Annotated in this window: 13 protein-coding genes; 6 read left to right on the forward strand and 7 right to left on the reverse strand. The window is 45.7% G+C overall.

The genetic code is table 11. The annotated features are described in order from the left end of the window. Nucleotides 1-82 precede the first annotated feature (82 nt). Together QWZ04_RS22890 and QWZ04_RS22895 are read left to right on the forward strand one after the other, a co-directional pair. A complete protein-coding gene (locus QWZ04_RS22890) occupies nt 83-1,606 on the forward strand; it encodes a hypothetical protein (RefSeq protein ID WP_290330613.1) in 1,524 nt (507 codons plus the stop codon). Nucleotides 1,607-1,676: 70 nt separating this feature from the next. Beyond that, on the forward strand, nt 1,677-2,303 hold the full coding sequence (locus QWZ04_RS22895; protein WP_290330614.1) for a hypothetical protein: 627 nt from the start codon (nt 1,677-1,679) through the stop codon (nt 2,301-2,303). Nucleotides 2,304-2,864: 561 nt separating this feature from the next. Here QWZ04_RS22895 and QWZ04_RS22900 read toward each other — a convergent pair. After that, nucleotides 2,865-3,278, reverse strand: coding sequence for a hypothetical protein (locus QWZ04_RS22900; protein WP_290330616.1), 414 nt, complete (start codon nt 3,276-3,278; stop codon nt 2,865-2,867). A 174-nt stretch (nt 3,279-3,452) separates the two neighbouring features. Here QWZ04_RS22900 and traI point away from each other — a divergent pair, with 174 nt between their 5' ends. Next, nucleotides 3,453-9,242 (forward strand): conjugative transfer relaxase/helicase TraI, encoded by a 5,790-nt coding sequence (gene traI, locus QWZ04_RS22905; RefSeq protein WP_290330617.1) that lies wholly within the window; start codon nt 3,453-3,455, stop codon nt 9,240-9,242. A gap of 18 nt (nt 9,243-9,260) precedes the next feature. Here traI and QWZ04_RS22910 read toward each other — a convergent pair whose 3' ends face one another. From QWZ04_RS22910 to QWZ04_RS22935, 6 genes are all read right to left on the reverse strand, one after another. Then, nucleotides 9,261-9,620: a hypothetical protein gene (locus tag QWZ04_RS22910; protein WP_290330619.1), complete on the reverse strand. Its 360-nt coding sequence runs from the start codon at nt 9,618-9,620 to the stop codon at nt 9,261-9,263. A 569-nt stretch (nt 9,621-10,189) separates the two neighbouring features. Next, a complete protein-coding gene (locus tag QWZ04_RS22915) occupies nt 10,190-10,633 on the reverse strand; it encodes a lytic transglycosylase domain-containing protein (RefSeq protein ID WP_290330620.1) in 444 nt (147 codons plus the stop codon). A gap of 64 nt (nt 10,634-10,697) precedes the next feature. Next, complete coding sequence (locus QWZ04_RS22920) at nt 10,698-11,033, reverse strand: type I restriction endonuclease subunit M (protein WP_290330621.1); 336 nt, start codon at nt 11,031-11,033, stop codon at nt 10,698-10,700. Between the two features lie 84 nt (nt 11,034-11,117). Continuing rightward, a complete protein-coding gene (locus tag QWZ04_RS22925; protein ID WP_290330622.1) occupies nt 11,118-11,504 on the reverse strand; it encodes a DUF7659 family protein in 387 nt (128 codons plus the stop codon). A 42-nt stretch (nt 11,505-11,546) separates the two neighbouring features. Then, complete coding sequence (locus tag QWZ04_RS22930) at nt 11,547-11,891, reverse strand: hypothetical protein (RefSeq protein ID WP_290330623.1); 345 nt, start codon at nt 11,889-11,891, stop codon at nt 11,547-11,549. Between the two features lie 685 nt (nt 11,892-12,576). Further along, nucleotides 12,577-14,400, reverse strand: a complete 1,824-nt coding sequence (locus tag QWZ04_RS22935) for a ParB/RepB/Spo0J family partition protein (RefSeq protein ID WP_290330624.1) — start codon at nt 14,398-14,400, stop codon at nt 12,577-12,579. Nucleotides 14,401-15,038: 638 nt separating this feature from the next. Between QWZ04_RS22935 and QWZ04_RS22940 the strand changes: the two genes are divergently transcribed. The 3 genes from QWZ04_RS22940 to QWZ04_RS22950 all read left to right on the forward strand — a co-directional run bounded on the left by QWZ04_RS22940 (nt 15,039) and on the right by QWZ04_RS22950 (nt 17,368). Beyond that, complete coding sequence (locus tag QWZ04_RS22940; RefSeq protein WP_290330626.1) at nt 15,039-15,632, forward strand: tyrosine-type recombinase/integrase; 594 nt, start codon at nt 15,039-15,041, stop codon at nt 15,630-15,632. A 163-nt stretch (nt 15,633-15,795) separates the two neighbouring features. Then, complete coding sequence (locus tag QWZ04_RS22945) at nt 15,796-16,899, forward strand: helix-turn-helix domain-containing protein (protein WP_290330628.1); 1,104 nt, start codon at nt 15,796-15,798, stop codon at nt 16,897-16,899. After that, on the forward strand, nt 16,880-17,368 hold the full coding sequence (locus tag QWZ04_RS22950) for a PIN domain-containing protein (protein WP_290330631.1): 489 nt from the start codon (nt 16,880-16,882) through the stop codon (nt 17,366-17,368). The genes QWZ04_RS22945 and QWZ04_RS22950 overlap by 20 nt, the downstream gene beginning before the upstream one ends. The last annotated feature ends 14 nt before the right edge of the window (nt 17,369-17,382 follow it).

Consider the following 17,382-nt stretch of genomic DNA (forward strand, 5'->3'; position numbering starts at 1 on the left):
AGCGGCGATTTACATTGCACAAAAAACAACCCGGTCATTCAAAGACACACTCGCCCCCTACTAACAGAAAAAGGATAAAAAGATGAGCCATAACATCACCATCAAACCAGAGCACCTCCCCGTACTTCACACACAATTACTCACCATCCGTCATCAACTCATCAGCACGGAAATTCTGCCTAATCCCTTCATTGGAAAAACCGCATGGTTGTCGATTTGCGCTCAAGCGATAGGGTATCTCGATTGGGACGACTTAACAGCACAAACCCAAATGCCCCCCATATCGACCAATAGCATTGTGTTTGACCCCGCATCCATTATCCCTTTCATACAAAGCGTGAGAGTCGGGGTAGGTGAGCACATCGACAACATTGAAGGGCTGTCCAGTGTCATTTTGAGAAACTTAACTGGCGAAGAGTTAAGTTCGATGGATGGCAATGAAGAGGATCGCCCTCCATTACCCACGCCACCCACTTCTTATGTCATCGAGTTAGGACCCAACACCCTGTATGCGTCCGACCTTTTAAATTGGCTCTGGCCTATGACCCAACATCATTCCGTTCATCGTATCGAACATCACTATTTAGAACACATGAAAAAAAGGCGAGTCGGATTGAGTCAGTCACAAGCGAAAGAGCGCGCCTTGGATGTTTATCCACACTCAGGCGTGTTAGTCAGCGATATTTTAACCTCACTCATATCTGGAGGGTATCTAGAGATTAACGGCAAGCAAACGTCCGTGTCTTTTACACAAAAAGGACTTAACTATGTAAACCATCAAATGACCAACGAATATGACGCAAAATGGAAAGCCTGGTTTAAGGAGTTCGCAGCTCATGTCAAAACAATCCCATACCGATACATCAAGCACGATTGGACACGCTACATCTCTTTATATTCCAGTGGGATCACCGCGATGGCCGCCGCAAAAAGTATTGAGTGGTCAGAATGCTACACCCAAGCGCATTCTGAGATCCAATCCGCCATTAAACACCAACTCGACATTGACTTACCTCTTTATCCAAAAGAACGATATCTGCAATTTACGCCGAGAATACTGCTGACACCAGCGCTGACCAGCAACAAGATCAGTGACATTCATTTTGAATTTATCGGGCCAGACTGGGCAAAGCCAAACGGCAAGTTAAAAACAAAACGCTTTTGGCCAAACAAACGTTATGTGTCGGTGTACTTAGGCGATCGCACTAAAAGTCGAGGTTGGTACGCCACAATCCCTAGCCATATTGACTCTTTTAACGTGATCTATAAATGGACAAGCCCGTCCCATTCTTTTGCAAGCGTCACACACCACATGACTTATCAATTAGAAACCAATATGGAGTGCGCTCAAGATTGGCTGTACGGCAACGAGTGCATGAAATATTCCGATGCTTCGATACCAGCAATGGCAACCGATGAATACAGCTTTAACAGTCTAGATTGCTTGACGCATGGCAAGCACTTAACCGAAGACGACATTGTAGAATTAGATCGATTTAAAGCGGGCATTACATCCATTCAGATTGATGAACATGGCGTCACCATTCACGAAGAACGAACGCTAACCGCCAGCAATTCATTTGCTTGTGTTGGGATCATTTTGTAACCACAGTAACAACACTCACCGCTCAGTTTTGCTGCTAGCGACAATTTGCGTTACATAAGGAAATACCACCATGTCAATCAAAGACAAAATCAAGACGAACTTTTTCAAGTTAATCCGTACCACAAAGCCATCATCCCCAGAAAAACACCCTCAATCAAATTTGCTCCAACCCCCAAAGTTTGAGGCAAGCAGATATTTAAATGCGGTTATCGTAAACACCCCATCCTACCTATTTCGTCTTTTCAAAAAAGCAGGGGATGGGTATACACACAACAACATAATTTTTCCCAGTGAGGCAGAAACGGTTTTAAGACTGACGTCCTATTATTGTACTTTGCGCCATGTACCCCTTCATCTCGTGAATATGAGACGACCGCGCCATTTCAATAAACAGCAAAAAGAGAGCATCTTTTCTAAAACCAAGGCGCATGAGCGCTATGAAATGCTCTCCGGCTACATCGAAAAGATTGACGATACTTTTAAGAGTCACATACCTTACAGTGACGCAGCATTTGACATCCTTGACTATATCACCCGACACCCTATGTACGAGGCAAGGCAGAATATTCTCATTATTCAACACTACAACAATGATCAATGCCCCGAATGGTTTTGTGAGTTCATTGACGATATCACATCATTAAATCGATTTTGCTATGGCAGTGTTTTATTTATCGATTCGAGCTTTGAGCCGTAAACCAACAAATTAGTCCACACAGATTTTACTTCTACTTTCCCTTAACTCCCACACCGCTCAGTTTTACTGCTAGCGGCAATTTACGTTATATAAGGAGCACCACCATGCCACTCAAAGACAAGTTTAAAAAAACGAGGCACACTGTCAGAAGCCAGTACCCTTTTATGACAATAGCCCTATTGACCCGTGATATAGCATGGTTAATTTTTTTATTTTATAGTCCATTCATCCTACTCAGGGTGCATAACAATTTGTATCAAACTACACTAGAAATTGTCTTTATCATTACGTACTCAACGTTCTTAGCTTGCGCTCTAAACAAACAAAAAGGAAACAGCATTCACGCCTCACGCTTTCACCGATGGCTATCAAAAAAGAAAAATGTGAAAGCGCTTACTAGAACCAGCATTGCAACACTAAGAAACGCCCTTTGTCACTTTAGTGTATGTTCAGTAATCACGGCATCAATAATCGCAATACCGTTATTCTCATTACCTATTCAGATGTGGACGTTATTTGTAACATGGGCGTTTTCTTGTATCTGGACTTACGCACTGATTGTCAGTGTTGTTCATATCTATATCGGCTCATGCAAAAAACCATAAAATAGCCGACAATCAAAATTGAAGCCGACACTCCCCACTGAAACCAATGCTCGCCATAAAAAGCAATTTTTGTTTGAGTAAAAGTACGAACAATCCCTTCATTTGCCCAATAGTCTAAAAACGGAGTTAACATGCTCCACAAAGCAACAGCAAATATAGGGTAAGTAAAATCTAAAATATCAACATCCATACTGAACCTTGCATACAATACCCCTGCAAGAATAACAGACCATACAATAAAGGATGTGACAGCACTCACCGCCATCTCAAAGGGTACTTCTGCAGTCTTGCCCACCCACATAACCATACCAATAAAAACACAAACAATAAGGACAAAAATCGGTTCAAGATCACCATTATGTCTTTTCATTAAAGCACCTCAAAAATCCAAACGACTAATCATAATATCCACAAACTTCAATCATAACTAAACCGCCAAATGAAACAAGAAAAGGGACTGAAAGAATTTTAATCTCATTTTTCATCCTCACTACCGCTCAGTTTTGCTGCTAGCGGCAATTTGCGTTGCATAAGGAAAATACTCATGCTTTCTATTAGCCCACTGAAATCCGCTTCTGGCGCCGCTAAATATTACCTAAGCGAAGAAAACCCAAAAGACTCACCGGATCTCTCGTTAGAAAAAGACGCCGGTGACAACTACTACCTCAAAGAAAAAGACCAAGAGGAGAACACCTTTTGGCATGGCAAACTCGCCATCGAAGCGGGACTGGCAGGCAAAGCCGTAGACCAACCGACCTTAGAATCGGTACTCTCAGGCAACCTAGGCGATGAAACCATTAAAGGGAAGCGGGGAAATCACAAATCAGGCTTCGATCTGACCTTTTCGGCTCCTAAAACCATCAGCGTTCTTGCGCTTGTTGGAGGAGATGCCCGCCTCATTGAAGCGCATAACAACGCCGTCAAATTTGCTTTAACAGAGCTTGAAAAAGACGTGGCACAAGTCAAAGTCACTCATGAAAAAGGGATCCAAGAATACGAAAATACGGATTCGATGCTATTTGCGGTCGTGCGCCATAAGACCAGCCGTGAAAATGACCCACAAGTCCACTCTCACGCTCTAGCGGCAAACATGACGCGAGACCAAGAAGGTGATTTACGGGCTTTATCAACCAGCCTAAAACAAAAAGGCGGTGTCATTAACGGCACAGGTGAACGCATTTACAACTTCCAAAAATACTACGGTATCTTATACCAAAGCCAGCTTGCTAAAGACGTACAAGCCCTTGGTTATTCGACGCGAGGCGTCGGTAACGGTCAGTTCGAAGTCAACGGTGTCCCTCAACCCATTATTGAAACATCATCGACTCGCAAACAGCAAATTGACCAACGCACCCTAGACTTAGGCTTTGATTCACGCGCGGCAAAAGACGTCGCCAACCTCGATACACGTAAAAGCAAAACCTACCAGAGTCATGAAAGCCTCAATAATCAGTGGCAAACTAAAGTACGCTCGCAAGGCTATGAGCCGTCTGAGTTAGTGGGAATGGCGCAGCAAGCCAAAACATCACAAGATGGGATTACGCCAGATGATGCGAAAGCCGCCATTCATAAAGCCATTGACCATTTAGGTCAATACAGCACCGCATTACACCTAGAAAAAATCATTGAACTTGCCGCATCTGATTTTACCAAAGGAGGCGTTCAAGCCAATGCGATTGAGCTTAAAGCCATCCTAGACCAACAGATAAAAGAGGGCGCGCTTATTCCTTTAGCCGATAAAGGGCAATACACCACCCAAACCCTGATTGATAATGAGCGCTCACTCATGAAAAGCACCCAAGGACGGGCGCACCACATGCGCACCCACATTGACCCCTCGCTCTTACATCGCCTTGATATTCCAGCCAACCAGCAACAAAAGCTCACCGACCTATTTCAGTCCACCAAGCAGTTTCATGTCGTCAATGTGCACGGCTCATCACAAGGTATCGCGCAGCAACTGCTTAATGTCGGCAACCACAGCGGAAAACGAGTTCAGTTCGTCTCCCAAACCGCCAAAGCCAAATCAGAAGGCGTGGAGAATATTCAGCGCCACAGCCACACCTTAGCCGCCTGGATAACGCATCATTTTACACCTGAGCAGCGCCACACCACCCAAAGCTTGCTCCAGGGCGAAACGCCGCTCACCAACAAAGACATCTTGCTCATCGACGACGCCAATAAGATGAGCGCCAATGAGCTGATGAGTCTCACCGACCAAGCCAAGCAATCCAACACCAAGGTGGTGATGCTGAACCGCGTCTCCAGTCGTCAAGGCTTTAAAGCCAACAACGCCATTGAACTGTACCGCAAAGGCAACGTAGAGCATCATACGTGGGTCGGTGGGAAAAGCGCCCCCACCGACATCAAACTGCATGACAACGACACCGATAGGATAGCAAGGGTCTACGCTGACTTGCCGGACAAAGCCAACACCCAAGTGATTGCCACCTCCGGCGTCGAGCAGCGGCGATTAACCGAAGCGATACGAGGGCAGTTAAAAAACACCGGCGCCCTCTCTCGTCATGAAACCACGCTATTCACTCAAACCCCTCACTCTCTCTCCAAAGCGCAGCAACCGCTTGTCCAACACTACAAACCCGGCATGACCCTCACTCATTGGGAGCAAGGCAAACCCCAAAGTTTTGTCATTGCCAGTATCGACAAAGAGAGCAACACCATGACCGCACTCAGCAAACGCGATGGACAGTCACACCGCTTTGACCCGTCCAGTCGCGCCTTTAAGAAGATGAAAATGCAAATCAATAAACCGCAAAGTCTCAACATCGCCCAAGGCGAACGCCTTCGCACACTGGGTAAGCACTTTCCTTCTGGCTTAGAGGGCAATCAAAGTTACCTTGTCACTAACGTGGATAAAGAACACATCACACTGGAGAATCAAGGTGATAGTCAAGGTAAGCCACAACACCTACGCCTAGAGAGTCTAAAAGACGCACCCCTGCAATACAATTACGTTCACGGCGCCAGCCACATCGAGCAAAAAGCCCATACCTTGCTATCAGGAAAAGCCTTTACTCTGTCTAAACCCCTGATAAACGACCTCACTGAAAAAACAGCGCGCCTGGATGTCTTCACCGACAAGCCAAACAAAGCCCAAAGCGCCCTAGAAAAAGAGCAGGTCTCCCCGTCGGCCATTGAGCGTGTCTTGCAAACGCAAAACGTCAACGACCGCTACCTAAGCGGCGCCACCCAAGCCTTGTTAACCCAAGACGTCAGTCAGGCGCTTTCCGCCTTGGCAAAAGCGCAAAACGCCCCACTGATTGAAAAAGCGGTCAGCTTTGCCTTAAACCATTTATCTGAGCGTGAAGCAGGCTTTAGCCAAAAAGCCTTAGTGGTGGAGGCGGTACGCTACGCCTTTGAAGAAGCCGGCGGCGTTATTACCAAAGACCAGATTGACACGGAGCTTACCAAGCGCCGTGACACCCTTTCCGCGGAATACAGTGACGGCACACGTTGGACAACACACGCGGCACTTGAGACTGAAAAACGCATCTTGCAAAACATCACCAATGGCAAGGGCCAACATCCGCCTTTTGCGACAACCAAGCAGGTAAAAGCCTTTCTTGAGACCCAGCCTCGCCTCACTCAAGGACAACAAGGCAGCCTTACCCTGATTTCAACCACCCAAGACAGCTTTGTCGCCATTCAAGGCTTAGCCGGTACAGGGAAATCCACCATGCTCGAGTCCAACATTGAACTTATCCAATTAGCAAAACAAGTCAGCCAACAACCCGAGCAAAACGTCATTGGCCTTGCGCCCACCCACGCCGCCGTTTCTGAGCTGGAAAGCAAGGGCGTGAAAGCGCAAACCCTAGAGAGCCTACTCAGCGACGTCCGCCAAGACAACCACCAAGCCAGTGACTATCAAGGCACTTTGTTCTTTCTCGATGAAAGCTCCATGGTCAGCAACAAACAAGCCGATGAATTCACCACGTTGGTCAATGCCAGTCAATCCAAAGCCGTGCTGTTAGGGGATAAAGAGCAGTTGTTATCTTTAAGCGCCGGTAAACCCTTTGAGCTGGCCATGCGTCAAGGTCGCCTCGATACCGCTTACATGACCGACATCATTCGTCAGCAAAACGACCCCCTACTCAATGCCGCACAAAACACCATTGATAAGCAACCCGAAAGCGCCCTGGACAAACTCCAACACCAAGCGCCTGATACGCAAGGCAATCACCAACATGTCATCTCCACGCTGGATGAAAACAATAAAGACCGACGCAAAGCGCAGTTAGAAGCCACTGAAAAGCTGCCCTTTGTCGTAGCAAAGGATTATCTAGCGCGCACACCTGAAACCCGCGAAAACACGCTCATCATCGCCTACACCAACCAAGAGCGTGATGACATCACGGCCTACGTTCGTGTTGGCTTAATGAAAAACGAGGAAATCGGCAAAGAGAACATTGTCGCCACGAGATTGCGCTCCATCGGCGCGACGGGGGAAGAGCTCACCACCATGATGCCGTACCAAAAAGGCTTAGTGCTGAGCACCAAGCCCGGTGAGTACGCCACCATTACCCACGTGGATTCAGAGCATGGTGTGGTGACGCTTGAAGACGCCAGCACAGGCAAGACAAAGCCGTTCTTACCGCGTAACCGTGACCATCGTTTCACGACGCTTTTCTCTGTATCAGAAAAGCCACTTTCAACAGGCGATAAGATTGTCACTCGCTTTACTGATAAAAGCCGCGACATCAAAGCCAATGTGGAGTACCGCATCACCCAAGCCGGACAAGACAGCATCATGGCGCAATCAAAAAGTGGCCAAACGCTCACCATCAACCCGAATGAGTTAAAAGACAGTCATTGGGACTACGCTTACAGCCGAACCGCAGACATGGCGCAAGGGGCCACGTACCCACACGTCATTACGGCCATCAAAAGCAAAGGCGCATTAACCAACCTAAGACGTGCCGGCATTGATGTCACCCGCGCCAGCCAGCACATAAGGCTCTATACCGATAACACAACACACCTGCTCAAAAGCTGGTTATCCAAAGAAAGCCATAAAGCCAGTGCAATAGAAACCGTCAACCAAACCCCACCCCAAGCCACCACTTACTTTAACCGTAACGCCCTGCCCCATGAGGACGTTCGCTTCCAAAATAAAAGCGGTGACTTTGACTACAAGAAATTTAAGGAGCACATCAACACGCAACTCCCGAAATACACCGAAAGCTTGGCCATGCACTTATTAGGTAAACCCAACCAATCCAAATCCGACCGCGACTATTTAACCTTTGGCATTGGCAAATCCGCCATTAAAGTGACCTTAACAGGCGAGCATCGTGGTTATTTTAAAGACTACACCACGGGCGAGAAAGGCTCGCTGATTAACCTCATCATGAGCCACAAAGATATGGGCTATAAAGAGGCCATGAAAGAAGCCCATACTATGTTAAATGAGCCAGATAAATACCAACTGGAGGAAAACAGCAAACATGACAAATTACTCAATACCACGCCAAAGCATATTGCGCAATTTGAAGAAAGAGCCAAGGAATACATTAGTCAAAGTAAACCGATAGAGAACACACTGGCTCAAACTTACTTAAACAAACTTGGGGTAAATCACACCCACAATGACCAGGTTAAATTCCACCCGGCGGTTTACTCGTCTGAAGACAAACTCTTCCATCCCGCCATGGTCACCAATATTCACAACAAACAAGGCGAAACCAAAGCCATTGAAGTGACCTACCTTGACCATCAGGGAAATAAAGACAGCGCCTTAGACATTAATCCAAGAACGCTGGGGACAAAATCCAAACAATTAACAACCTTCCATCAAGGGGAGCATTTAAACACCACCCTCATCAGCACGTCGATTGAAAACTCATTTTTAATACGCGAGCACACTCAAGGCCAAATGGACATTATTAACGTCAACCACAAGAATGACATTCAAAATATACCCACGGATGAATTAAGACAGAATGTCATTATTGTCTTAAACCAAGGCAACCACGATTTAAACCCGAACAACATCGAGAAGATTGTTGAGAACTTTAATGGTCGAGACATTCAATTCATGTCAGACGACCATTTAAAGGAGGACATTAAAACCTGCATAGATAAATTAGACCGCGATAACCGCGCGCATGATATCGAATTAAGCGAAGCCCATCCCACTCATCAAGAAAGAGAATTAGACACTCTGAACCTGGATGAGAAAAAAGAACGGGACAGTCAATCCCTTGAACACTTTGAAAGCAAATCGCCGTCACCTCAACACGAGATGGCTTTTAATCATCCAGAGAAAGAGAGCGATTGGGAAAACAGAGAAATAGACAGAGAGTTAGAGCGATAATAAAGGGTAGCCATAGGGCTACCCTTTTTTTTCGCCTGAAAGATAGGACTCCACTTTATTATTGACATCAGCCGACACCAAATTACGCATCTCCCCTGCTTCTTTTTTATTTTCATGAAAAGCCACCCCATCAAAGCTCTGTGTATGCGTTAAATTACCAGTACCTTGTATCAACCTAATGCGTCGGTACATCTCCTCCATCAACTCACGGTTTGATGGGCGATCGTCTTCTTTATCGTTTAACTTTATCTGCAATGCCAACGTCAAGAGTTGCCGAACCGCTTCCGCGTCACCCAACTTTTCTCTGTCTCTGAACGTCTTAAAATCTTGCTCCAATTTACCTCGAATGTAACTTTGAACAGAAAAAGATTTAGCCATAAACTTGCTACTCCACCGTAAATTTGCACTTTAGAAGCACATTATAATCACATCACATCTGATGCATCAACTTATTAAGAATAACATTAATCACATTTAAAAACACAGACTTAATCACATGCAAATTATATCTACATTATTTGTACTTTAAATCACTCACAGCCCTTTCCATTAAAGGGGTTAAGTACAATCAATGCACAAATGATGTAATTCCACATTGAATTTCAGCGGCTAATTAGTTGAGATTTTGAAAATTTTCCCCATCTAAATACACACGCTAAATTTGAATATAAGCTGTTGTTTTTAATGCTTTTATGTTTTTACAGACAACCATTTAAATCGTTTTTCGATTTAGCGTGGTGTGTGGTAACTTTCAGAGAAAGTAAAAAGTCGGGGCGGCTTCATCAGCTTGAGTGGGTAGAACTTGAGGAAATAAAACCAGGCCGAAGCAAAAAGACGAACCCATGACGACTGAATCGGGGATGCAGAAAGGGACGAACAGGCAAGAGCAAAGAGGAATGAGAACGTTGGACGGCAAGACGTATTGCACCAGAGCGGTGCAGTGCGGGTTATTTTACGTTTTGCGAATAATAAACAGATTGGACTTTTTGGATGTATATTTTTCTGGCGGTTTCGGTACGTTTGGAAAACCCTGCGTTATATGCCCCCACGCTGTTCCAGTTATAACCGTGACTGGCAAAGTTAGCGCTTAATACCCATGCACCTAATGACACGTTAAAACACGGTTCATAAACATTCTGATCATTCACATTAAAATATGAAAGCTTGTCGAACCAGATTGAGTTAATTTGCATCAGGCCATAATCGCGGCTCACGACCTCACCGACGTTATTTTTATTTTCATTGATAGCCTTAGGGTTTAAGTTACTTTCAACGGTTGCAATGGCTCTGAGTAAGTCTGGTGACACATTATAATGGTTGCCAGCCTCATTAAAACAAAAAGCAAACACAGGGAAAGGGAAAATAAGCCCCCATAAAAATAGTGCCTTCATATCCTCTCTCTATTAATAACAATCCAGCCCGAAGGCTGGATGATAACACGATAAATAATGGCCGTTAGTATTCGAACGGGAATAATACGGTGGTCACACTTCGATCGCCTTCGGTAATAATCCAAATCCTTTGATTGCAAATTTGATAACCTGACATGATACGAGCGCCTATTTTTGTCGCCTCATCATTAGCAATTTTATCTTCTATTGGCATATCCCCCCAATCGCCGTTTTGATGACGCATTAAGTAAATACGCAAATTAGCTCCGATGTTGTCACTCAATAACATTTTTACGCCTTGAGTCATCACCACCGCTCCCAATTCAAAAGGTTGGGCGCTGCACACATACTGCTCTGCTTCCATTTTTTTGTTTTCTATTGTAAACTCTAACTCGCTCATTATTGGGTTGTCCTTTAAGATTAGATAATGGGTCGCGCCTTGATATTTATTAGCGTTCATATCAAGGCGTTTTTTATTGGTTGATTAACACACGTTTTCGGTCTGGCAAATGTGGCGATAGACTTGGTGAATATCATCAAAGCAATAGCCGTATTCGGTGAGATTTTCGACGCAATCCATAATGTCCCCGCTATAAAAGCATTCGTAGTTAAATAGCTCACGGCGAATAATGGCATCTTTCCCATTGTCTTTGATGTCTTGCTTAATTCCTTCTTGGTTAATGGTGGCGAGACGGTTAATTAATTGTTTGGCTCTGTCGGTAGGACAAATTAATCCAGCCCCTATTGAGACGTATTCAATGCCTTGTTGTTTTGCTTTGGCAAACTGCTGATTAGAAAAAGCAAAAAAAGCCCCTGCGTCATTAAACGCTTGCGTTTGTTTATCTTGGATGTAATGAGATAACGATTTCATGGTTTTACTATTCCTTGTCTTAATTAAAAACATCGCCCGTCATTAAAACGGGCAACGGTCAAATGAATAAAGGGTTTCAAAAGGCGTAGACACATCCAGCACAACAAAACAGTCCCTTAACGTCCCGATTTGAAATTGGCGCATGATAAGGGCGCGTACCTCTGCCAGCGTGAACGGGAAGTACTGAGCCTCACGCTGAACAAACCCTGCGGCCTTGAGTTCTTCTGCTGTAATGTCACTCCAAGGCGCAATCGAAAATCCTTGCGGTGCGCTCTCGCTCTGCTTTAAAGAGACATCATGTTTTGGTGAGCTTTCGCCCGCCAGCGGCGAGACGCTGGTCGCTGTTTGGCATTTAGAGAGAGTTAGGGTTGAGTTTTGTTGCGCCATGGGGAGTTTCCTTTTTGTTTGAGTATCACCTTTCGGAGCCGCTTAGCTGTCCATCGGGCTTTCATGGTTCTCAATAACAAGGGCGCGAAGCGTTCATATACCCTTGTTATTGAGGTTCTGAAAGGTCATGGTTAACAGCTTGCGAGTCCGTAAGGTGATGCGAGTAGAAAGGAAAATCGGCGCATAAAAAACTCGGCCCTTACTCTGTCTTAATGACAGGCAGTGAAAGACAACGAGGAAGAATGACGAGGCGTAGCGAACGCAGTGAGCGGAGGCGTTGGGTGATTGTTCGCAGGAACGCAATGGCACATCGAGCTTTGCTCGATATTCGTGTCATGCGTTATCGCGGGAGGAGCGAAGCGACGGAATGAACGGAGCGAAGCGAGAACGCCCAAGAAAACGGAAAGCTCTGCACGAAAAGTTACCTCCAAATGCCTCACTGATAGTTAATTATTTTACTGCCTAAACCTAAACCAGCATGCACTGAGTTCAGGTATTATCCATAGAAAAAAGGCCTTAAATCAAAACAGGCCCTGGGACAGCGCTTGCTCGTGTTAACGAGCCTTTCTTTTTGCTTTTTCCTGAACTTATCTTGGTAATGGGGAGCACGCCTTTTTTCGTAGACGAAGTAAGGCTCACACACGGTTGGGGATATGCAGTCCGTCAGGACTGCATATTGAGGACATTAAAAGCCCACGGGCATCCACTGAGCGAAATGCGCCCTCTGTGGCTCTGTCAGTGAGTTATCTCCCCCATTAAGCCAGATAGTTAATTGCTTCACCAAATCACTCTTCTTGAGCGATTGGGCGCTCTGTAACCACGTTTCTGACATCACAGGACGGGCAATATCAATCAGCGCCTCTTTGTTGATGCGTTTGATGAAGCTGTCCGTGGTTGGTCGCCAGTAATCGGGCGCATCAAAGGCCAGTGCTTGATAGAGGAAATCATGAGTGGAGCGGTTATCCCCAACCAGACAAGGCACGAGCATTAATGACGTGGCGAACGCCACTTGCTTGTGTTTTTCTTCACTATCGAGGGCAACGAACGCTTGAAAGCGTTCGTGCTCACCGCTTGCCTCATACCACGTCATGTCCAAACTTTGCTTGTGTTGCTCGATACGCTCAAGTGCTTTGTTCTCATTAAAATCCCCTTGCTTTGGCTCAACAGCGCTGTGATTTAGGGTGACATTAATGGGCGCACTCAAGTATTGATTTTGGGCTTTCAGGCACAAAGAGAAGTGAAGCGCATCGAGCGCAAGTGACGTATTTTGCATCAAGGCATGTTTTGCCATGGCTAGGCGGTGCGCGTTCAAATCGTCAGTAAGTGCGCCGGAATAGGTTGGCTCTGACGCGACAACGTCACTTAAACCCTCCCCTAGTTCGACGCCCTCCTCACGGTTTGCTTTCTTGGCATATTCGGCTTGCAAGGCTTTGAGCGCTTTACGTTCGGATTTCGCCACCAAACCTTTAATGATGCAGATATCCCCGTTGTGGCCTAACGCGAGAATGCACCCTGCTAACGCTTTTTCGGCTTTCTTATATTTACCTTGATTGGCCGTCAGTTCAACATAGCCACGCGATTCATCGTGAGTGCGTGTGAGCAGTATTTCGGTCCATTTCCAGCCCTGCGCGCTCAGTTTATCCGCTTCAAGTTGTATCTTAGCCCTCGCAAGCGATTCCATTAAGGCGCGGTTTTCAAAATAAATTTTGTCAGAAAACAAATCCGTGGTGACCATCCCCCCTGCTTGTTCGTAATACGCTTGACCAACAAACGTGACGAGTCCGCTTGACGCTTCCAATGCAGATTCTTTGAGCATGTGGCGTACTTGATGTTCAGAATACCAAGACTTCTCTTTCACTTGTTCCCACACGTCTCGTTGACGCTCTGGACTGGCAAGGGTGAATAATATGACACGCTCAAGAGAGACGTTGCCCTCGCGGTATGCTTCAAGGATAGCCGACTCGACCGCTGCTAACTTCATGCGCTGATGCACATAACGTTGTGTTTTACCAAAACGTTGCGCGACCTCGGCCACGGTTGCGCCGTCTTCGACTCTTTTTGAGTACGCCTCAAACTCATCGACTGGGTGCATCGAGGCGCGTGTGACGTTTTCAGTCAATGAGATTTCAGTGGCATCGTGCGACACGGTGGACGCATTTAAGATTTTAACGGGCACAAGGTGCTCAGGTGTAATTTTATTTAATTCAACCAGCGCTTGGAGTTGAGCTAAACGACGCCCCCCACTGATGACAGGATACCGACCTGACTCACAAGGCAACGCGACCAAGTTTTGAATGATGCCATGCGCCAAGATGGACGCTTGTAGAGATTCATCATCGGCTTTACTGGCTTTGCTCTTTCGCACGTTTAAATCCGACACCACCAATTGATTAACAGGCAGTATCACAATAGAGGCATCATTTTGTGCAGTTGCCTGAGTGTCCAGCGGCGATACGCTGGTCGCGTCTTGACGGTTAGAGGGCGCTGAGATTGGGTTGATTGCGTTCATAGCGGTTTTCCTTTTAGGTTCGTTGAGTATCACTTCGCTTATTGCCTGATTTCATCGACTCAACTTGAAAGACCGCTTTGACAAGGGCGCGAAGCGGTGAAGCCTCCCTTGCAAAGAGGGCGAACGTTGAGAGATTAAGAAATCAGCGCGGGTAAGCAAGTGAGCTCAAATCAAAAAGTAAAACAAAAGGAACGAAGCACCGAAGCGATGACGCCCTCTTAGCGTAAAGGCGTGAAATAGAGCGGAGTGCGTCGCTTCAGACGCCTAACGACGCGTTTGCGTGAGGGATTGTCTATCTGGAACTTAGAAGCGCATTGAGCTTGCTCAATATGGGCTTCAAGTTAGCGATAGGAGGAGGAACGACGAAAAGCCCGACCGCTTGCGGTCACGCCCTGACGGGAACGGCTACAGGAAGAGCATAAGGTGTGTTCATTTTGAGCATCAATTGAACCGTTAGAGAGCGATCACAACAGTTAGACCTTTAACTCCAAGAAGGTTTTGCCCCTTTATCAGCTAGAACAAATACTCTACCTCCAGTTCTTGCTGCAATTTTCAATTGCATATTCATGCACCTTACATTTCCCGCTCTTCAGCTAAAATTAATAAGACCATTTCAGTAGTCATATAGGAGATAGCGTATGTGGACGAAGAAAGGTCATTTAACTGGGCAGAAAAAGTCCTTTAAGCTTGAGGATATCTGGCGCATCCGTACCAGACTCGAAATCGAGGGGAATATTATGGAGTTGGCTCTGCTCAACCTCGCCATCGATTGTAAATTACGATCATGTGATTTGCTCAGAATGAAAGTTCGAGATATTTCATCGGGTGGTGTTATTCAAAATAGAGTTCTTTATCAACAAAGTAAAACGGAACGTGAGGTTCAATTTGAAATAACTTCTCGTACAGCTCAATCACTAACACTGTGGTTAATGCAAAGTAGCTTATCGTCATCAAGTTATATATTCCCTAGCCCTCGTAAAGAGGGAAGGCCTATGAGCTATAGCTGCTATGCAACTATAATTCATCGCTGGGCGTCACAACTTGGTTATGACTATTACCTGTATGGTACTCACTCTATGCGAAGAACAAAGGCAACCTTGATCTATGCACGAACGAAAAACATTCGAGCCGTACAGCTATTGCTTGGTCACGCCAAGTTGGATAACACAATTCGTTATTTAGGGGTAGAGATGGAAGATGCACTTAATATATCTGAGGATATAGAGTTGTAACATTATTGTGTTAAAGCTATGCGCATGAGCAGGTGGTAGATTGGATAATGAGCAAAATGGGGCGCTCGGAACTGCAAATTAGATAGTAAATCACGGCAATTCGGTTTATATTAATGACAATTTAGTTGTTTTTATAAACCAAGCTATTGCTTGAGAGGATACCATGTTTGCAGAGCGCCTAGAACGAGCCCGCAAGGCTGCCGGGCTATCAATGAGTGCATTAGCCAGTGAAGTTGGCCTATCCGCTAACGCCATTAAAAAGTACGAACATGGCACGACTATGCCCTCTTCTTCAAATCTACTTAAGCTTGCGAAAGCGCTAGATGTGCGCAGCGAATACTTCTTTCGCCCAACCAAGGTGAAGTTAGAGGGGGTTGAGTACCGCAAACGTGCAAGCACACCCAAGAAAGTCTTAGACCGAATCAATGGTGACGTATTAGACCAAGCTGAACGTTGGCAAGAGCTTTTAGATCTCTATCCTGACTCAGTAAAACCGATCCCTGAGTTTGCTCTACCTGATAAACTTCCTGAACAAATCCTTAGCTTAGAACAAGCTGAAGACTTGGCTATTCAGATACGCCATGCTTGGGAGTTAGGGCTAAACCCTATTCACGATATGATCGATACCCTCGAAGCTAAGGGTGTGATGATCATTACCACGGATGTGGAAACAGATAAGAAGTTTGACGGTTTAGCGGGTAAGATTGGCAGCACGCCAGTAGTGGTGATCTCTACCGCCCAAAGTGGTGACCGCCAGCGCTTCACCTTGGCCCATGAACTTGGGCACTTAGTCGTGCATGGACGTTTAGCTGAAGGTATTGATGAAGAGAAGGCTTGTAACACCTTTGCTGGTGCATTTCTTCTACCTGCCCAAACACTTATTGAGCACTTGGGTGAAAAGCGCCGTCATATTGAACCGCGTGAATTACTGATGCTAAAGCACGAATACGGTATTAGCATGTTGGCGGCACTGTTTCGAGCCGGCCAATGTGGAATAATTACGCCAGCGACTCAGAAAAATCTATTTATGCTGTTTAGTAAAAATGGCTGGCGAACTCAAGAGCCAGGAAAAGCATACCCTCATGAATCGACTTATCTACATAAGCAATTGGTATACCGTGCTTTAGGTGAAGAGTACATAGGGGAGTCAAAAGCCGCTGAGTTACTTGGCATGTCTGTATCTAGCTTTCGTAAAGAACGAAAGTTGGAGGCGCCGACTCAAGCACAGTTAGCTCAGGAGGCTAGCCGTGCAGCAGCTGCTAATTAGTGATGCCAATATCCTCATTGACATGGAAGAAGGTGGCTTACTGGAAGTAATGTTTCAGTTGCCCTATGACTTTGCAACGCCAGATATCCTTTTTGTTGAAGAACTTGAAGAAGATCATCCCCACCTTCTAGATTTAGGGTTAGCGCTAAAAGAGGTTTCTGCAGAATCAATGATGTATGCCATACAGCTAACGGGGACCTATACCCAAGCAAGCCGAAACGATTGTTTTGCCCTTGCTTTAGCAAAGCAAGAACAGTGTCCTTTGCTGACTGGTGATATGGCCCTTAGAAAAGCAGCAGAAAAAGAAGCTGCCATTGTTAAAGGCACGGTTTGGTTAGTAAACCAACTGGTGGTTCATCAGCAAATCAATACAGAACAAGCGCGAGCGGCATACAGGCAGATGCAAGCCAATGGCAGGCGTTTGCCTTGGGTTATGGCCGAACAAGCTTTAGTTGAACTAGATCGTTGAGGGAGTAGTTGATA

This window comes from Vibrio tapetis subsp. quintayensis (assembly GCF_030409945.1).
GTDB lineage: Bacteria > Pseudomonadota > Gammaproteobacteria > Enterobacterales > Vibrionaceae > Vibrio > Vibrio quintayensis.

Excerpts from the sequence above, each read along its gene's own strand:
- QWZ04_RS22895 (WP_290330614.1), top strand. The coding sequence starts at position 1,677 with ATGTCAATCAAAGACAAAATCAAGACGAACTTTTTCAAGTTAATCCGT.
- QWZ04_RS22915 (WP_290330620.1), bottom strand. The coding sequence starts at position 10,633 with ATGAAGGCACTATTTTTATGGGGGCTTATTTTCCCTTTCCCTGTGTTT.
- traI (WP_290330617.1), top strand. The coding sequence starts at position 3,453 with ATGCTTTCTATTAGCCCACTGAAATCCGCTTCTGGCGCCGCTAAATAT.
- QWZ04_RS22935 (WP_290330624.1), bottom strand. The coding sequence starts at position 14,400 with ATGAACGCAATCAACCCAATCTCAGCGCCCTCTAACCGTCAAGACGCG.
- QWZ04_RS22910 (WP_290330619.1), bottom strand. The coding sequence starts at position 9,620 with ATGGCTAAATCTTTTTCTGTTCAAAGTTACATTCGAGGTAAATTGGAG.
- QWZ04_RS22930 (WP_290330623.1), bottom strand. The coding sequence starts at position 11,891 with ATGGCGCAACAAAACTCAACCCTAACTCTCTCTAAATGCCAAACAGCG.
- QWZ04_RS22890 (WP_290330613.1), top strand. The coding sequence starts at position 83 with ATGAGCCATAACATCACCATCAAACCAGAGCACCTCCCCGTACTTCAC.
- QWZ04_RS22920 (WP_290330621.1), bottom strand. The coding sequence starts at position 11,033 with ATGAGCGAGTTAGAGTTTACAATAGAAAACAAAAAAATGGAAGCAGAG.
- QWZ04_RS22900 (WP_290330616.1), bottom strand. The coding sequence starts at position 3,278 with ATGAAAAGACATAATGGTGATCTTGAACCGATTTTTGTCCTTATTGTT.
- QWZ04_RS22945 (WP_290330628.1), top strand. The coding sequence starts at position 15,796 with ATGTTTGCAGAGCGCCTAGAACGAGCCCGCAAGGCTGCCGGGCTATCA.
- QWZ04_RS22925 (WP_290330622.1), bottom strand. The coding sequence starts at position 11,504 with ATGAAATCGTTATCTCATTACATCCAAGATAAACAAACGCAAGCGTTT.
- QWZ04_RS22940 (WP_290330626.1), top strand. The coding sequence starts at position 15,039 with ATGTGGACGAAGAAAGGTCATTTAACTGGGCAGAAAAAGTCCTTTAAG.